This window comes from Clostridium sulfidigenes (genome assembly GCF_052067195.1).
Lineage (GTDB): Bacteria > Bacillota > Clostridia > Clostridiales > Clostridiaceae > Clostridium_J > Clostridium_J sulfidigenes.
Genome location: NZ_JBQHQR010000004.1, coordinates 95,088 through 112,000 on the forward strand (window position 1 = coordinate 95,088; position 16,913 = coordinate 112,000).

Here is a 16,913-nt window from a genome sequence, read left to right on the forward strand (position 1 = left end):
CTACGCTTCAACATTTTCTAATTTAATTCTTGGATCTATAATTACATACATAATATCCACAATTAAATTACATAGTATAAGAAGTGTACTATAGAATATAGTTACTCCAAGTATAGTTGTATAATCTCTATTTGTTATTGTAGTTACAAACTCTCTTCCAAGTCCAGGTATAGCAAATATCTTTTCTACTACAAAGCTACCAGTTAATATCCCTGCAATCAATGGACCTACGTAGGTTACTATAGGGATTAATGTATTTCTAAGAGCATGTTTAAACATGATTCTTCTACCATTAACTCCTTTTGCCTTTGCAGTTCTAATATAATCTGATTTCAAAACTTCTAAAAGTTTAGATCTTGTAAGTCTAGATATAAATGCTATGGAATATCCAGCTAGAGCTACTGATGGTAAAATATAACTCTTTAAGTTATCTAACCCTGTTATTGGAACTAAGCTTAGTTTAACTCCAAATACATACATCAATAATGTAGCTATAACAAAGCTTGGCAATGTAACTCCCAGTGTAGCAAGTACCATACATATTGAATCTGGCCACTTATTATATTTAAGAGCAGCAATTATCCCTAAAAGTATTCCAAAAATTAAGGAAATTGCCACAGCTACTCCACCAAGTTTAGCAGATGCCGGGAAAGAATAACCTATTATTTCTTGTACTTCTCTTCCTTTGTATCTCATACTTGGACCTAGATCCCCCTTAAGCAAGTCCTTTAAATACATAGAATATTGCTCCCCTAAAGATTTATCTAATCCATATTTTGCTTCTAAACTAGCCTTTATTTCTGGCGGTAGTGGCTTTTCACCATCAAAAGGTCCACCAGGCATTAATCTCATTAAAAAAAATGTCGCAGTGATAACTATAAATATAGTTACTACACTTATACCTAGTCTTTTTAGAATGTATTTAATCAAATTCTCACCCCCCATTTTTTATATGATATATATATATTGATTTATTCTCTCAATATTCCATTAATTTTTGTTTAATCCATTACTTTTTAATGATAAATTAATAACAATCTTCATATATATCTATATTTCACTATTTCTTAATGGGTTAATGTGCTTTGTTGCTCAATAAAGCTAAGTAATTATATTTTTCAAAAAAAGAAAAGCGCCTTAAAATTTTGCACTCTTTAAGATATTTATTCACATTTCATTAAGGAAATGATGCTTAAACATCAATTTAAGACCTAGTGTATTTTAAGACAACTCTTTAAACTATTAATTTATATTTTTCTTTACAAAGGTACCTTCCTTCATAATTATCTGCATGTTACCACTTCTTATATCATGAATATCCTTTAATGGATTTCCATTCAATACAATAATATCAGCAAACTTACCTGACTCCAAAGTGCCTGTTATATCATCAATTTTTAGCATTTCTGCTCCATTTTTTGTAGCTGCTAAAATTACCTCCATATTGGTAAGTCCAGCTTTACAAAGAGTATACATTTCAGTTATTGCATATTCTCCATAGGGAGTTAAGCTACTACAGAAGGAATCTGAACCTACTGTTATTCTTATTCCCTTCTTATTTGCATTTCTTAGATTACTTATTATACGATTTAGCTCCTTTTCAGCTACTGTCTCTCCCTCATAATCATCTAAAATTTTTCTATAGGGAGGCTCGTACACTGTAAACCACTGATAGAAGAATTGAAGGGTTGGACAAAAGCTTATATTCTTTTCCTTCATTATTTCTAAACATTCTTCATTTAATTCCTGACCATGGATTATAGCAGAAACTCCTGCCTTACATGAATTTAAAGCTCCTTCATAACCTTCAGCATGAGACCAAACCGGTAATCCAACCATATTGCATTCATCTATCACAGCTTGTATTTCCTCCATACAATAGTGAGATGCTGCTTTGGCATCATGTCTCCATATACCACCTCCAGTAGACCATATTTTTATAGCATCAGGATTTTCACGTATTCGTTTTCTGATAGACTTACGCAATTCCCAAGGTCCATCAACTCTTTCTGCCCATGGATGTGAATCTTCATTATAGTTCAATGGTAAATTATGTGAATCTCCATGTCCTGAAGTTCTACAAAATCCTAAACCTGTTGCAACTATACGTGGTCCTGGTATTATTCCTTCTTCAATCATATTTCTAAGATGAATTCCAGAACGAGAAATTTCACCTACGGATGTTAGTCCATGCTCTAAAGCTTCTCTAGCTTGAGCAACAGCTACTATTGTCTTTTGTATCACAGGCTCTAATACCCACTCTGTATCACTATCTGTTCTATTTCCGCTAAAATGTAGATGAGAATCTATAAGCCCTGGCATAATAGTTTTTCCTGATATATCTATTATTTCATAATTCTCTTCTATTTCTTTCATCACTCCAGCATAAGTAATTTTCTTATTTTCAACAAGAACTAAGGAATTTTCTACAGGTTCAGTTCCTGATCCATCTATCAATAGTCCTCCTATAAATGCTATACTTCTCATATTTTACCTCCCAAAAATTATTCACATTATTATGGCTTCACTTTGACATACTCCAATAGTTTGCCTCAACTCATTATTATACCATATATGTAAAATTAAACAGGGTTAATTTTATGTTTTTTATAATTTATTTCATGAAAATAAAATGAGTAGACAATAATTACATTATCTACTCATGGTCTAACTAAGTAACTTAATTTAATTATATAAATTATTAACTAGTTATAAATTGACCACCATTTATATGAATAGTTTCTCCAGTTATAAATGAAGCCCCATCTCCAGCTAAGAATACATAGCTTTCTGCAATTTCAACAGGCTGACCTGCTCTTTTAAACAAGGTATTACTGCCGAAAGTAGATACCTTATCACTATGAAAGGATGATGGTATAAGTGGCGTCCATACTGGACCTGGTGCCACTGCATTTACCCTTATTCCTCTTGTAGCCAATGACTTTGATAAACTTCTAGTTAGGGCTGTTAAAGCTCCTTTAGTACAAGAATAATCTATTAAAGTTTCATTTCCTTCATAGGCTGTTACAGAAGTTGTATATATTATTGAATCCCCCTTCTTCATATGAAATAGTACTTCTTTTGTTAAATAGAAAGCTCCAAAGAAGTTTGTATCAAAGGTTTTATGTAATTGCTTACTAGTTATCTCATTAATTTGTTGACACTCATGTTGTTCTGCAGAATTTGATACAAAAATATTTATAACTCCATACTTTTGTACTACTTTTTTTATAGCTTCCTTGCAGAAGTCTTCATTACCAATATCTCCAGAGATGAGCAAACACTCTCCTCCTCTTTCTTCAATAAGACTTTTTGTTTCCTTAGCATCTTCATGTTCATTTAAATAAATTATACATACCTTTGCTCCTTCTTTTGCATATAGTATAGAAACAGCCCTTCCTATACCACTATCTCCACCTGTAATTAAAGCTATTTTGCCCTTTAATCTGTCTGAAGTTTTATGATAATCATCTATTTCATAGATAGGTTTTGGTTCCATTTCACTTTCAATGCCTGGCTGTATACTTTGATGTTGAGGCTTAAACCCAATTGGAAAATCGTAGTCCATTTTAACACTCCTTATCTATATATAGAAATTAATATTTTAACTCCATTACTCTTGCTTTATCTTTTTTACTTTACTATATACCCTGTATGACAAATACAGTCCTTAATTTCTTCTGGAGTTGCTGGACTGTTATAATTTACTTCAACTGTACCCCTTGCTATATCAACACAGACCTGTTGTACACCATTAATTTTATCTAAAGAATTATTTAACTTAGTTCTACTTTCTGAATTTACTAATCCTGAAACATTATAATGTACTGATTTCATTTTAATTTACCTCCAATTATTAGTTTTCTAATATATTATCTTTTAAAAGAGCAATTTTTATGCATAGAAATACTAATTCTAAACTATACACCTTTCATTTTTGTAAATTAATCTATAAAAAAAGACACTACCTATGTAGCGCCTTTAAATCTTATATTTTATTCCTAAATTGCTTGGAGTTTACTTAATAAGTCATCTATTTTTAATCCGTGAACCATACATGCTTCTTCAAGAGTTTCCGCTTGTGCTGAAGGACATCCAACACAACCCATCCCAAAACTCATTAAAACTTCTGCTGCTTTCTCGTTTTGTCTTATTACTTCCCCAATAGTCATTTCCTTTGTTACTTGCATAACTATTACCTCCATTTTTATTTTGATTAACTTAGATATAAATATATATCATTAAACATAGTATACTACATTTCTACAGATTTAATTATTTAATTTTTATATCTATATTAATTCACCTATTTTTTTTATTAATGCCATACAACTTTTTAACGTAGTATCAGTATCATCTAAACATGGATTAAATTCTACAAAATCCATAGATTTAACTAATCTAGTATTAAATATACTAGTTAATAACTTCTCTGCATCATTTATATTAAATCCATTTGGAACTGGAGTTCCCGTGCCCTTTATTAATTCTGGATCTACAGAATCTATATCAAAGCTAATATGAATATTATTTATTCCTCGTGCTTTTAAACCTTCCAAAAGATCCTTACACACTTTATCTACACCTATTTCTCTTACTTTATCCATAGTCCAAACAGTTAAATTTTTATCTTTAATTAATTGAAGTTCACCTTCATCTAAATCTCTTGCTCCAATTATAAATACATTTTCCTTTTTAACTTTTATACCATTAAAATACAAATTTGTTAAAGATTCATCACCAAAACCCATGGATGCAGCTAATGGCATACCATGAACATTTCCTGTAGGACTTGTCTCAAAGGTATTTATGTCTCCATGAGCATCAATCCATATTACAGCTAAATCTCCCTGGAAATATTTACTTGAACCAGCAACGCTTCCCATAGCTAAAGCATGATCTCCACCTAAAGTTATAGGAAAACCTCCACCGCATAGGGAACTATAAACTGAATTAGCTAAATTCTCAGTTACTTCTATAATTTCATTAATGTATTTTGCATTTACTCCGGCCGCAAAAGGTTGCTTATCCTTTGTATTATTAACATAAATATTTCCTAAATCATATACCTTATTTTTATGATTTTCTAATAATTCTTTAATTCCATTTTCTCTTAATTCATCTGGTCCATTTTCTACCCCTGCTCTATCACATCCATAATAAAGAGGTACTCCAATTAAGTTAATATCCATATAAATCCCCTCCGTTAAAATGCCACTTATGTTATATTAGCATTCAGTCAAATTTCACTTTCAAATCCCTATTTCTATTATGTATCTATCTAATATAACCTAGAAATTTATCAGCAATTATTACTTTATTCCAAAACTAATAAAATTACAATAGAAAACTAATATTTATTTTATCGAATATATATATTTTTATATAATAACTGTTATAATATTCACTGTTCTAATGGATAATTATGTGGTTAACTTAAAGGTTTTATAATATATGTAATAAACTTCATTTCATTTTAAAGAATATTTTATAAAAATTTCAATATATTAAACTTTTCATATATTCCATTGCCTGTTATTAAAATATGTATTTTTATACATACATCAAGTTATAATTTAGGAATACTTTCTCAAATATAATAAAGCCTATTTCAATATTATCTTTGAAATAGACTTTCTATCTATATTTTTTTATAAAGAGTTATTTCTGTTTCTCCCTCTTGAAGTTTAGCGAGTTCTGGTACAAGATTAGAAAAATGTATTGAATTGTTATGTAACTTTATTGCTTCTTCACTCTTCCAAACCTCAATAAATGCAACTTTATCACTATTTCTTAAATCTTCGTAAAGATCATACTCTATACATCCAGTTTCTTTCCTGCTTTCTTCTATAAGTTTATTGGCTAAATTTTTAAATTCTTCTTTTTTATCTTTTTTTATAGTCTTTTTTGCTACAATAGTAATCATATTCATATACCTCCAATATAAATTATTTTAGTTAATGTTCACCATAATATCTCCCCATACCTACTTCAAGCTTCATAGATTTTAACCTTCGCAGAATAGAGAAATATAAAAATAGTTAAACAGCCTATAAAAGAATTATATCATCTTTACTAAAATTTACATATAAAAATGAGGACTTAAAACAGCTTTCACAGATGCTTTAAATCCTCATACTCTAGTTTTACCCAGATAAAATTCGATTATTTTTCTATTATAGTTCCTGTAATACCATGTAAAGCTTCTTTAGCTTTTTCTAGTGAAGTTATTAAAGCTTTACCATTATTACTAAATTTAACATAGTCCATACATGCTTCTACCTTAGGTAACATTGAACCCTTAGCAAAATGACCTTCTTGTATATATTTACCAGCTTTTTCTAGATTAATTTCTGATAGTTCTTCTTGATTTGGTTTATTAAAGTTTATACAAACTCTATCAACAGCTGTTAAAATAACTAGCATTTCTGCATCTAAATCTTTTGCAAGTTTTGCGCTTGATTTATCTTTATCTATAACTGCGGCAACACCTCTAAGAGATCCATCAGATTCCTCTACTACAGGAATACCACCACCGCCAACAGTAATAACTATAGTTCCTTGTTCAACTAATTGTTTAACTGTTTCAAGCTCTACAATTTTTTGCGGCTGTGGAGATGCAACTACTCTTCTATATCCTCTACCTGCATCTTCTACAAATGTAAATCCTTTTTCTGCAGCTATCTTTTCAGCTTCTTCCTTACTATAGAACATTCCTACTGGCTTACTTAAGTTTCTAAAAGCTTCATCATTTTCATCAACTACAACTTGAGTAACTACAGTAGCAACATTTTTTCTAATTCCTCTAGATATAAGCTCTGTTCTAATGGATTGTTGTAAGTGATATCCAATATATCCTTGACTCATGGCACCACATTCTGCAAAAGGCATTAATGGAGTATTTGCTCCATTATTTGCAGCAAATTCCATAGCTAAGTTTATCATTCCAACCTGTGGACCATTACCATGGCCAACAATTACATTATAGCCTTCTTCTACTAAATCAACGATGGTTTTTGCTGTATGCTTAACTAAATCTAATTGTTCTTCAGCTGTTTTTCCTAAGGCGTTTCCCCCTAAAGCTATTACTAGTTCCTTCATTTAATTCACCCCATATATAATTTAAATATAAAATATGTTGAGACTATTATATTTTTATCTATGCCTTAAATATAATATTTTATTGTTTAGCTAATTAAATAATAGGGTAAACCCCTTCCTTTCTTAATTTTAAGAAGGAGTTTAATTATTATAGCCCTATAGTTGCAGCCATAACTGCTTTAATTGTATGCATTCTATTTTCAGCTTCATCAAATACTACGGATTGTTTTGACTCAAATACCTCATCAGTAACTTCCATTTCTGTCATTCCAAATTTTTCTCCCATTTCTTTTCCTACTACAGTTTTTAAATCGTGGAATGCTGGTAGACAGTGCATGAATATAGCTTCTGGTTTAGCATTTTCCATAGCAGCCCTATTTACTTGATATGGTCTTAGCTCTTTTATTCTTGCTTCCCAAACTTCATCTGGTTCTCCCATAGATACCCAAACATCTGTATAGATAACATCTGCATTTTTTGTTCCAACCATAACATCTTCAGTTAATGTTATAGTACATCCATTTTCCTTTGCAATTTCCTTGCAAGTTTCAACTAGCTCCTCAGCTGGGAATAATTCTTTTGGTGCACAAGCTGTAAAATTTAAACCCATTTTTGCACAAGCAACCATTAAAGAGTTACCCATATTATTTCTGGCATCACCCATATATACAAAGTTAATTCCTTTTAATCTTCCAAACTTCTCTTCTATAGTCAATAAGTCTGCAAGCATTTGAGTTGGATGGAATTCAGTTGTTAATCCATTCCAAACTGGAACTCCTGCATAAGCTGCTAATTCCTCAACTATTTCTTGGTCAAAACCTCTATATTCTATACCATCATACATTCTACCTAATACTCTAGCTGTATCTGCAATAGATTCCTTTTTACCCATTTGAGAACCTGTAGGTCCTAAATAAGTAACACCCATACCTAAATCCATAGCTCCTACTTCAAAAGAACATCTTGTTCTAGTAGAATCCTTAGCAAATAATATTGCAACATTCTTTCCCTCTAAATTTTTATGAGGTACTCCAGCTCTCTTTAAATTTTTGAAGTCCTTAGATAAGTCTAATAAATATCTAATTTCCTCAGGTGTAAAATCTAATAATTTTAAAAATGAACGTCCTCTTAAATTAATTGCCATTGTTATACTCCCCCTAATATGTTGTTTTTTATATAATTTTATTTTATTCTTCTTCAGTATTTAATTATTGAATACTGAAAGAAGATTTTTTATTTTACAAATATATTATATTTTTAGTTAATTTAAAATGCAAAATAAATATTGTTTATATTTGTGTCATTAAACCTCACGAATCAAAGGCATAGACATACATCTAGGGCCTCCACGCCCCCTTGATAATTCGGATGATGGTATAACATGAGTTTTTATCCCATACTCTTCCAATATCTTGTTAGTTACATAATTCCTTGAATATACAATAACTTCACCTGGTCTTATACATAAAGTATTAGAGCCATCATTCCATTGCTCTCTTTGTGAAATTACATAATCTCCTCCACCACATCGAATTAACTTTACATCACATTCTAAATATTTCGACAATACCTCTTGTAATGTCATACTTTCTTTAGTAATTTTCACTTTTCCATTTTCCCCTTTAGTTAATTCAAATATTTCAAGAGGTCCTTCTATTTGTGGGTGAATAGTGAATTTATCATAATCAACTTGAGTAAATACTGTATCTAGGTGCATATATGCTCTAGTCTTTGGTATTTTAAATGCTAATACAGTTTCAATTTTGCTATCTGGTGTTTCAAAGAATATTCTCTCTGAAATTTTTTCAATTGCCTGTGGAGCTGTCCTTTGAGATATTCCAATTGCAAGAACCTTTTCAGATATATTAAGAATATCTCCCCCCTCTATATTATAATCAAAATTCCTGTCATAAAGCCTATTAGTTCCCTTAAAATCAGGATAATATTTAAATATAAAGTGTGCATATATAGTTTCCCTATTTCTTGTTTCAGAATACATCCTATTTAAGCTTATTGAATTTCCAATGGATGCAAAGGGATCTCTCGTAAAATAAAGATTTGGCATTGGATCTGTAATAAATGGATATGCCTCATTTAAAAAATCCTCTAAATGCCTTGCTTTTGCTTTCTTCAATTCTGACTTACTAATTCCAGCCATAGTCTTTCTAATTAACTCTTCATTGCAATTAAAACTAATTAAATAGTTATATAATTCTTCTTTAACTTGTTCACTCTCTACTTTAGCTTCTTTTATAAACATTTTAATAAATTCATCTTTAACATCTGGGTCTTCCATTACTTTTGCTGCCAATTCATGTAAATATACAACTTCTACTCCATTGTCTCTTAAAACCTGTGCAAAGGCATCATGTTCTTCCTGTGCTACTTTTAAATAAGGAATATCATCAAATAATAATCTCTCCAGATATTCCGGTGTTAAATTCTCAATTTCTGCACCAGGCCTATGCAACAAGACTTTTTTTAATGGTTTAATTTCGCTTGTAACATTTATTCCCATAATTCTTTCCTTTCTTATACAACATTTTGTTAATTAAAAATACTTTATTTAAATTAACAATTTTTTATTTATAATATCAATATCCCATAACCTAAGTAATAAATTAAATTATGTAATATTGTTTTACACAAGTAAAAGTTTACACTCTATTTATTTTTAGCCTTGAACAAACCTAAACTATTGGTTATAAAAATTTCTCCATTTTTATCAATTATTTTTTTTATATAACCTTCAAATTCTTTTTTCTTAGAATCAATAATGTCTAATATATTTCCAGGTATAGAATAGATATATTCTAATATATTATTGGTGTCATTAACTATAAGCTTATCATCATACAAAACTTTCTCTACTGTATTAAAATACTTACTAAGTATTTTTTCCCCATTCTCTAATCCAAATTTACAAGATAACTTATCTTCATATATGCGTATATTACTACTAAAGCTTAACATTAATTCTTGTAACTCCTTTAAATGATTACTTCCAATAGTAGAACAGTATACTACTCCATTAGGTTTAATAACTCTTTTTATCTCAGCCAGAGCTAAATCTATATCTTTCATAAAAAATAATATATGATTAGCAATTACTACATCAAAACTATTATCATCAAAGGGTAATGAGGTTAAATCAGTTATTATAAAATTAAACCTTTTAGAATTATCTCGTAAATTTAACTTTGCTTCATTTATCATATCTTCACATATCTCTGTTAGAGTAACCTCTATACTCTCATGTAGATTGTCCATATTTTTAGCCCATAGAACTCCATTACCACAACCTATTTCTAAAACCTTATCCTTCTTTTTAATTTTCATATTATCAAATACCCATGGATACCAACCATACCTATTTGTTGAGAATCTATCCATTAACTTCACACCTTCATTTAAATTAGATGCATCTCTACTACGTTGCAGTAATTCCTTCTCACTCTCTAAAGATTTTATTACATCAATAGCCTCTTCCCATTTCATATTAGAGTTCTCATTCATACTAAATTCAGCTGTTTCTATAGCATTTAATACTACCTTCATATTATTCATCTTATTTTTAATAATACTTTTCTGAAGTTTCAGAGAATTCATCATATCTTCTTTCTTATAATCACAATTTTCTGTGCTTATAATTTCATCTAAGGATAATCCCAAGTACTTTAAAGCTAAGATTTTTTTTAATTTTATAAAATCTTCATCAGAGTAATATCTATATCCTAGGTTATTAGTATATGATGGCTTAAGAATTCCTTTGCTATCATAATATCTAATAGTTCTAATGGTAACTCCTGCTTTCTTTGCAAATTCCCCAGTGGTATAAAATTCATCACTATTCATATTTATCCCTCCAAAGCAATCGTATACCTTACCCTATATTAATATAATAGAAGGTTACGTAAGGTAACTGTCAATACCTTTTTATGAATTTTATTACATTTATACAACATACTTAGTGTTGTATGTAATAATTGTATCATAATTTTGCATAATATTCTTACTTTTTTAGTTAACTTCAAATTTTCTATCTAATACTTATATTGTTATAAAAGTAAAAAGACAGAATTGACTAGTTAAATCTAGTTTTCTATCTTTTTATACATTAATTATATAATTTCACATCAGCTATAAACTCCAATACTTTTTCCTCATTTGTTGCCCAAGATGTGACAAGACGAATAGCTGAATTCTCTTTATCAATTTTTTCCCAAGTCATAAATAAGTATTTTTTTTCAAGACTATTAATTAATTTATTAGGGAGTATAGGAAAGACTTGATTACTAGATGAATTTATCATAAAACTGTAACCAGCATCTTCAATGCCCTTTTTAAGAATTTCCGCCATATTATTAGCGTGAGTTGCTAAATCAAAATATAGATTATCCTTAAATAATTCTTCAAATTGAATTCCTAGTGTTCTTCCCTTTGCAAGTAGAGCTCCCTTTTGTTTAATATGGTATCTGAAATCCTTTTTTAAAGTATCTCTACATATTACAAGAGCTTCTCCTATTAAAGCTCCTCCTTTGGTTCCACCTATATAAAAGGCATCTACTAATTGAGCTAATTCATAGATTTTCATATTGTTTTCACTAGAACATAGTGCAGAGCCTAATCGTGCACCATCAACATAGAGATATAAATTGTATTTTTTACACACTTCACTTAACTCTTCTACCTCTTCCCTTTTATATATTGTTCCTATTTCTGTAGAGTTAGAAATATATACAAGTTTTGGCTTTACCATATGTTCATCAGTGTGCTCTTCTATTACAGCTTCTATATTTTTTCTGGTTAATTTTCCATCTTCCACGTCTACAGAAATAACCTTATGCCCTGTAGCCTCAATGGCTCCAGTTTCATGAACTAGCACGTGACCAGTATTTGCTGCAATTACCGCTTCATGAGGTCTTAAGAAGGCTGATAAAGCAGTAAGATTAGTTTGGGTTCCTCCAACTAAAAGATGAACATCTACATCTTCTCTTCTTATTTTTTCCTTAATTAACTTAATAGCTCTTGCTGTAAATATATCTTCTCCATAACCTTCACTCTGCTCCATATTACACTTGATTAATGCCTCTAATATTCTTGGATGCGCTCCTTCACTATAGTCATTTTTAAAGCTATACATAATAATACTACCTCCATTTTTTCATATTCTATCACTTTGCCATAGAAATATCAATAAAGGCTAAATAGACTTATGAAAGGGGCTCTTATTATGATTTTGCACTTATTACATATATGTTAAATATTGTGCATTTGTCTTTAGTAAAGAACTTTATTTGTGTATACTATAAATAAATTAGTTTTAAAATTGCTATTTAATATAATAGATCATGCTAAAAATTAATATAAGGATGTGTAATATGAATATAAAAAAATTAATAATTGTAATGATTTTACTAATATTTATTATAACCTTCTGTTATTGGCAAAATAATAATATAGTTGTAACTAATATAGATTACGTAAACTCAAAAATTCCTAGTGGTTTTAATGGTTATAAAATTCTTCAAATTTCAGATTTACATAATAAAGAATTTGGAGCTAATCAAAAAAATCTAATATCCTTAACTAAAGAAATTAACCCGGATATAATTGTAATTACTGGTGATTTAATTGATAGCCGAAGAACAAATAAAGATAATATGAATATAGCTACTTCCTACATTAAATCAGCTGTAGATATAGCTCCCGTATACTATGTATCTGGAAATCATGAATCAAGATCAGATTTATATGAAGAATTAAAAATCATCTTTGAAGAGTATGGTGTCATAAATATGGATAACACTTATAAAAATATACAGTTAAATGGTGTTACTATTTCTCTTTTAGGACTAGCAGACATATGCTTTAATCCTATAGATAATTACGAGTACCCTAACTCTCCTTTTAGCTTTGATGAAATATTGAGAAACTTAAAAACTAAAAGTAAAAATAATTTTACTATTCTCCTTTCTCATAGACCCGAGTTAATTACACTTTATGCCAAAGAAAATATAGATTTAGTATTTTCTGGTCATGCCCATGGTGGACAAATTCGCCTTCCATTTTTAGGGGGAATTATAGCTCCAGATCAAGGCTTTTTTCCTCAATATACTAATGGAATCCACAGATTAAATTCTACATCTTTAGTAATTAGTAGAGGACTTGGTAACAGCCTAGCTCCTCAAAGAATATTTAATCGCCCTGAATTAGTAGTTGTAACTTTATCAAATGAATAAATTGATAATGTACTATTTCCTCAGTTGTAAATTGAAATACAACCTCAGTTGTAAATCGAAATGCAACCCTTCCGATACCTACTATGTTGTGATGATTACAATAAATATTTATTGTAATACGATAAATCTTTATTGTATTATTTTAACTTCTATGATAATCTTAGATTATAAACTTTTATTCATCTAAGATTTTTATTTATAGGAGGAAATATAAAATGTTAAAAAGGTTTAATGTTAAAATCCCCAAAAACTACAAAGGACCATTATATTCATTAATTATCAATTTCTTAAAAGGACCATTATATTCATTAATTATCAATTTCTTAATAGTAATTATTTATTCATCAATAAACATTATTATTAAACCTTTAAACTTATGTTTTAGAGGATGGATTGATATGATTGCAAGTATTTGTTTATATCTAATGGGAATTAGTCTAATAATTTTGATCGCTACAGCTTTATGCAATTTATATAAACATAAATTTTTAAAACCCCTTACCTTTACTTTAGCTACTTTATTTATACTAATATTTAGCTTTTTTAGTTTTATTATATTTGCATTTACTTATAGTCCTGAACATACTATTACAAAAAATAATAAAAAAGTAATAGCAAAAGTCCATATGGGACTTCTTCACTCTTTTACTGAATTTTATGAACCAGCAACCATATTTTTCAAACGTCCATCTAATATTCAACATGAGGAATTCAAAGGTAGCTATGATCCCTACAAATAAATTATTTAACCTAAATCATTTTTTAATAAGCACTTTTTGCATTATTTAAAGCAATATAAACACTATTTATAGGAAATCTACTCCGTATAATAAGAATATACGAGTTTATTTATGAGTTTATTTAATTGCGGAGGAATAATTATGAAGTTATATAAATTGCTTAATAAAATTAGTTACACCTTAATAAATGGATATGTGGATATAAACATCGAAAACGTGAGTTATGATTCTAGAGAGATAAAGCCAAACTCTTTATTTATATGTATAAATGGTAATAATATTGATAGTCATAATCTTGTCGATGAAGCAGTTAAAAATGGTGCTATTGCCATATTAGTAGAGAAAGATATTACTTATTCAAATAATGATATAGTTATGATAAAAGTGAAAGATACTAGAATTTCTTTGGCTAATATATGTAATATATTTTATAAGGAGCCCTCAAAAGGAATAGAACTTGTAGGAGTAACAGGAACAAATGGGAAAACTACAATTACACATTATATTAAAGATGTATTAGAATCCACTGGAAAAACTGTAGGTGTCATCGGTACCTTAGGCTTCAAACTTACCAATCAAAAAGTAAATATTAGCAAAACTACTCCAACTACTCCTGAAGCTTTGGAACTTCAAAAAGCCTTTAGAGAATTTAAAGATAATAATGCTAAGAGTGTCATTATGGAAGTTACTTCTTCTGCTCTAGCAAAACACAGAGTAGATTTTTGTGATTTTGATATAGGAATATTTACTAACTTATCTCAAGATCATTTAGATGAACATGGTACCATGGAAGCATATAAAAGAGAAAAAATGAAGTTATTTTATAAATGTAAATTAGGAATTATTAATATTGATGACAATGTTTCAAAAGAAATAATAAAAGAAGTGCCATGTAAAATACTAACTTATGGAATAGAAAATTCAGCTGATATTCAAGCTACTGATGTAATGTATAGAAGGAATTCTGTTAGTTTTAAAGTGAATTTTAAAAAAACTTGTAACGAAGTTAATGTAAAAATTCCCGGTAAATTTACCGTATACAATGTATTAGCTACAATAGCTGCATGTTATTCCTTAGGAATGAGCATTGAGAACATTATAACACTACTCCCCAATATTAACCCTGTTCCTGGTAGAATTGAATTGATAAAAAACAACTTAAATAAAAATATAATAGTAGATTATGCTCATACTCCAGATGCTTTGGAGAAACTCCTCATTATGGCAAGAGAAATAACCTGTGGACGAATTATTACTGTCTTTGGTTGTGGTGGAGATAGAGATACAACCAAGCGTGGGATTATGGGTAAAATAGCTGGCTCTTTATCAGATTATTGTATAATTACTTCTGATAATCCTAGAACTGAAAATCCAAGATTAATCATCGATGATATAGAATTAGGAATGTTATCTACAATGACTCCTTATGAAAAAATTATTAATAGAAAAAATGCTATAGAAAAAGGATTAAAAATACTAAAAGATGATGATTTGCTTATAATTGCTGGAAAAGGTCATGAAGACTATCAAATTATAGGTAAAAGAAAATTTCATTTCGATGATAGAGAAGTTGTTATAAATGCTATTAAAAACTTTTTAAAATAAGACAATATATTATTGATTAATGGCTTATGGATAAATTTCCATAAGTCATTATTTGTATAAGAAGAATTATAAGTGAAATAAAACACATACTAACCTAGAGGTGATAATATTGAAACACATATTAATAACTGGTTGTGGTTCTGGTCTTGGACGTAAAGCAGCTATAACCTTGGCCAGTAGAGGTCACTATGTTTATGCAACCACTCATACCGATGAACAGGCATACAAATTAAATATGTTAAATAGAAAATGGAAACTTCCCATTGAAAGCTTTAAGTTAGATGTATTATGTAAAGAGGATAGAGAAAAAGTAAGAAACTTACCTATAGACGTACTAATAAATAATGCTGCCATAGGAGATTCTGGCTCCGTAGCTGAGATAGATGTAAACAGATTTAGGGCTACTTTTGAAACCAATGTGTTTTGTCCTATAGAATTGACTCAGATTGTTTTAAAAGGAATGATAAAAAGAAGAAAGGGAAGAATTATATTTCTTTCTTCCTTAACTGGTCGCATGGCTATACCATTTTTATCTCCCTACTGTTCTACTAAATTCGCCCTTGAATCCATTGGGTATTGTTTAAATAAAGAACTTAAGCAACTTCCAAGAGTGAATATTCCTGTAATCTTAATTGAACCTGGTTCCTATGCTACAGGTTTCAATCAATTAAATATAAGTAAACAGTTTAATTGGATGAAGGTAAGCTCATACTTTAAAAATAGAATAAATAAATTACAGAGGAAACAATATCTATACTTTAAACTAACTGAATCATCTAATTTGGATAGCATAGTCATGAAATATGTATCTGCTACAGAAGAACCTCACCCTAAATTTAGATACATAGCTCCTTGTGTTCAAGGATGTGTTGTAAAAGCTAAAAACATATTAAAAAACTAATTATAAGGAGGCCTATAATGAATAGCAAATATAACAATAACTTTGAAGAAATTCTATTTAAGCCAAAAGATATTATTTCTTCTATGGATGGTGATTTAGACCATGTAACTACTTTAAATAAAGATTTAGATTGTTTAAAAATTAACGATGATTTTTCCAACGAAGAACAGGTTAAGGACCAACATACAATTCAAACCCAAAACTCTAAAAACATACTAATAGATGCATTAGGTAAAACAGAAAAAGGTCATGAAACCCTAAGTAATCTTAATAATAGAAAAAACTCTGTAAATCTAAATAGCTTACCTTTAATGAATAAATAAA

General features: G+C 29.3%; 17 protein-coding genes. 5 read left to right on the top strand and 12 right to left on the bottom strand.

Annotated elements, in window-relative coordinates:
• The 12 genes from ACTNBA_RS05870 to ACTNBA_RS05925 form a co-directional block, all read right to left on the bottom strand.
• Window positions 1–930 (bottom strand): ABC transporter permease, encoded by a 930-nt coding sequence (locus ACTNBA_RS05870; protein WP_346848043.1) that lies wholly within the window; start codon window positions 928–930, stop codon window positions 1–3.
• A gap of 312 nt (window positions 931–1,242) precedes the next feature.
• Window positions 1,243–2,487 carry a metal-dependent hydrolase family protein gene (locus ACTNBA_RS05875; RefSeq protein WP_441073010.1) on the bottom strand — a complete coding sequence of 415 codons (1,245 nt, stop codon included), beginning with the start codon at window positions 2,485–2,487 and terminating at the stop codon, window positions 1,243–1,245.
• 214 nt (window positions 2,488–2,701) lie between these two features.
• Complete coding sequence (locus ACTNBA_RS05880) at window positions 2,702–3,568, bottom strand: SDR family oxidoreductase (RefSeq protein ID WP_441073011.1); 867 nt, start codon at window positions 3,566–3,568, stop codon at window positions 2,702–2,704.
• A 65-nt stretch (window positions 3,569–3,633) separates the two neighbouring features.
• A complete protein-coding gene (locus tag ACTNBA_RS05885; protein WP_150843782.1) occupies window positions 3,634–3,837 on the bottom strand; it encodes a cation transporter in 204 nt (67 codons plus the stop codon).
• A gap of 164 nt (window positions 3,838–4,001) precedes the next feature.
• Window positions 4,002–4,190: a DUF1858 domain-containing protein gene (locus ACTNBA_RS05890; RefSeq protein ID WP_035132884.1), complete on the bottom strand. Its 189-nt coding sequence runs from the start codon at window positions 4,188–4,190 to the stop codon at window positions 4,002–4,004.
• Window positions 4,191–4,292: 102 nt separating this feature from the next.
• Window positions 4,293–5,192, bottom strand: coding sequence for an arginase (gene rocF, locus ACTNBA_RS05895; RefSeq protein ID WP_441073012.1), 900 nt, complete (start codon window positions 5,190–5,192; stop codon window positions 4,293–4,295).
• A gap of 449 nt (window positions 5,193–5,641) precedes the next feature.
• On the bottom strand, window positions 5,642–5,926 hold the full coding sequence (locus tag ACTNBA_RS05900; protein ID WP_441073013.1) for a putative quinol monooxygenase: 285 nt from the start codon (window positions 5,924–5,926) through the stop codon (window positions 5,642–5,644).
• A 239-nt stretch (window positions 5,927–6,165) separates the two neighbouring features.
• Window positions 6,166–7,101, bottom strand: a complete 936-nt coding sequence (arcC, locus tag ACTNBA_RS05905) for a carbamate kinase (RefSeq protein WP_441073014.1) — start codon at window positions 7,099–7,101, stop codon at window positions 6,166–6,168.
• Between the two features lie 148 nt (window positions 7,102–7,249).
• Entirely contained in the window at window positions 7,250–8,245 is a 996-nt protein-coding gene (gene argF / locus ACTNBA_RS05910) for an ornithine carbamoyltransferase (RefSeq protein WP_441073015.1), read from the bottom strand.
• A gap of 159 nt (window positions 8,246–8,404) precedes the next feature.
• On the bottom strand, window positions 8,405–9,637 hold the full coding sequence (gene arcA / locus ACTNBA_RS05915; RefSeq protein ID WP_441073221.1) for an arginine deiminase: 1,233 nt from the start codon (window positions 9,635–9,637) through the stop codon (window positions 8,405–8,407).
• 128 nt (window positions 9,638–9,765) lie between these two features.
• Window positions 9,766–10,956 (bottom strand): MerR family transcriptional regulator, encoded by a 1,191-nt coding sequence (locus ACTNBA_RS05920; protein ID WP_441073016.1) that lies wholly within the window; start codon window positions 10,954–10,956, stop codon window positions 9,766–9,768.
• Between the two features lie 262 nt (window positions 10,957–11,218).
• Window positions 11,219–12,244, bottom strand: coding sequence for a threonine aldolase family protein (locus ACTNBA_RS05925; RefSeq protein WP_441073017.1), 1,026 nt, complete (start codon window positions 12,242–12,244; stop codon window positions 11,219–11,221).
• A gap of 238 nt (window positions 12,245–12,482) precedes the next feature.
• On the opposite strand from ACTNBA_RS05925, the gene ACTNBA_RS05930 reads away from it, so the two are divergent.
• The 5 genes from ACTNBA_RS05930 (at window position 12,483) to ACTNBA_RS05950 (ending at window position 16,912) form a co-directional block, all read left to right on the top strand.
• Window positions 12,483–13,343: a metallophosphoesterase gene (locus tag ACTNBA_RS05930; RefSeq protein ID WP_156964328.1), complete on the top strand. Its 861-nt coding sequence runs from the start codon at window positions 12,483–12,485 to the stop codon at window positions 13,341–13,343.
• 215 nt (window positions 13,344–13,558) lie between these two features.
• Complete coding sequence (locus ACTNBA_RS05935) at window positions 13,559–14,083, top strand: hypothetical protein (RefSeq protein ID WP_441073018.1); 525 nt, start codon at window positions 13,559–13,561, stop codon at window positions 14,081–14,083.
• Between the two features lie 141 nt (window positions 14,084–14,224).
• Window positions 14,225–15,688 (top strand): UDP-N-acetylmuramoyl-L-alanyl-D-glutamate--2,6-diaminopimelate ligase, encoded by a 1,464-nt coding sequence (locus ACTNBA_RS05940; RefSeq protein WP_441073019.1) that lies wholly within the window; start codon window positions 14,225–14,227, stop codon window positions 15,686–15,688.
• Between the two features lie 109 nt (window positions 15,689–15,797).
• Window positions 15,798–16,589 (top strand): SDR family NAD(P)-dependent oxidoreductase, encoded by a 792-nt coding sequence (locus tag ACTNBA_RS05945; RefSeq protein ID WP_441073020.1) that lies wholly within the window; start codon window positions 15,798–15,800, stop codon window positions 16,587–16,589.
• A 17-nt stretch (window positions 16,590–16,606) separates the two neighbouring features.
• A complete protein-coding gene (locus ACTNBA_RS05950) occupies window positions 16,607–16,912 on the top strand; it encodes a hypothetical protein (RefSeq protein ID WP_441073021.1) in 306 nt (101 codons plus the stop codon).
• The last annotated feature ends 1 nt before the right edge of the window (window position 16,913 follow it).

What these genes read in the sequence shown, in the direction of transcription:
- ACTNBA_RS05950 (WP_441073021.1), top strand. Translation starts at nt 16,607, where the DNA reads ATGAATAGCAAATATAACAATAACTTTGAAGAAATTCTATTTAAGCCA.
- ACTNBA_RS05940 (WP_441073019.1), top strand. Translation starts at nt 14,225, where the DNA reads ATGAAGTTATATAAATTGCTTAATAAAATTAGTTACACCTTAATAAAT.
- ACTNBA_RS05875 (WP_441073010.1), bottom strand. Translation starts at nt 2,487, where the DNA reads ATGAGAAGTATAGCATTTATAGGAGGACTATTGATAGATGGATCAGGA.
- ACTNBA_RS05920 (WP_441073016.1), bottom strand. Translation starts at nt 10,956, where the DNA reads ATGAATAGTGATGAATTTTATACCACTGGGGAATTTGCAAAGAAAGCA.
- rocF (WP_441073012.1), bottom strand. Translation starts at nt 5,192, where the DNA reads ATGGATATTAACTTAATTGGAGTACCTCTTTATTATGGATGTGATAGA.
- ACTNBA_RS05925 (WP_441073017.1), bottom strand. Translation starts at nt 12,244, where the DNA reads ATGTATAGCTTTAAAAATGACTATAGTGAAGGAGCGCATCCAAGAATA.
- ACTNBA_RS05930 (WP_156964328.1), top strand. Translation starts at nt 12,483, where the DNA reads ATGAATATAAAAAAATTAATAATTGTAATGATTTTACTAATATTTATT.
- ACTNBA_RS05880 (WP_441073011.1), bottom strand. Translation starts at nt 3,568, where the DNA reads ATGGACTACGATTTTCCAATTGGGTTTAAGCCTCAACATCAAAGTATA.
- arcC (WP_441073014.1), bottom strand. Translation starts at nt 7,101, where the DNA reads ATGAAGGAACTAGTAATAGCTTTAGGGGGAAACGCCTTAGGAAAAACA.
- argF (WP_441073015.1), bottom strand. Translation starts at nt 8,245, where the DNA reads ATGGCAATTAATTTAAGAGGACGTTCATTTTTAAAATTATTAGATTTT.
- ACTNBA_RS05935 (WP_441073018.1), top strand. Translation starts at nt 13,559, where the DNA reads ATGTTAAAAAGGTTTAATGTTAAAATCCCCAAAAACTACAAAGGACCA.
- ACTNBA_RS05890 (WP_035132884.1), bottom strand. Translation starts at nt 4,190, where the DNA reads ATGCAAGTAACAAAGGAAATGACTATTGGGGAAGTAATAAGACAAAAC.
- ACTNBA_RS05900 (WP_441073013.1), bottom strand. Translation starts at nt 5,926, where the DNA reads ATGATTACTATTGTAGCAAAAAAGACTATAAAAAAAGATAAAAAAGAA.
- ACTNBA_RS05885 (WP_150843782.1), bottom strand. Translation starts at nt 3,837, where the DNA reads ATGAAATCAGTACATTATAATGTTTCAGGATTAGTAAATTCAGAAAGT.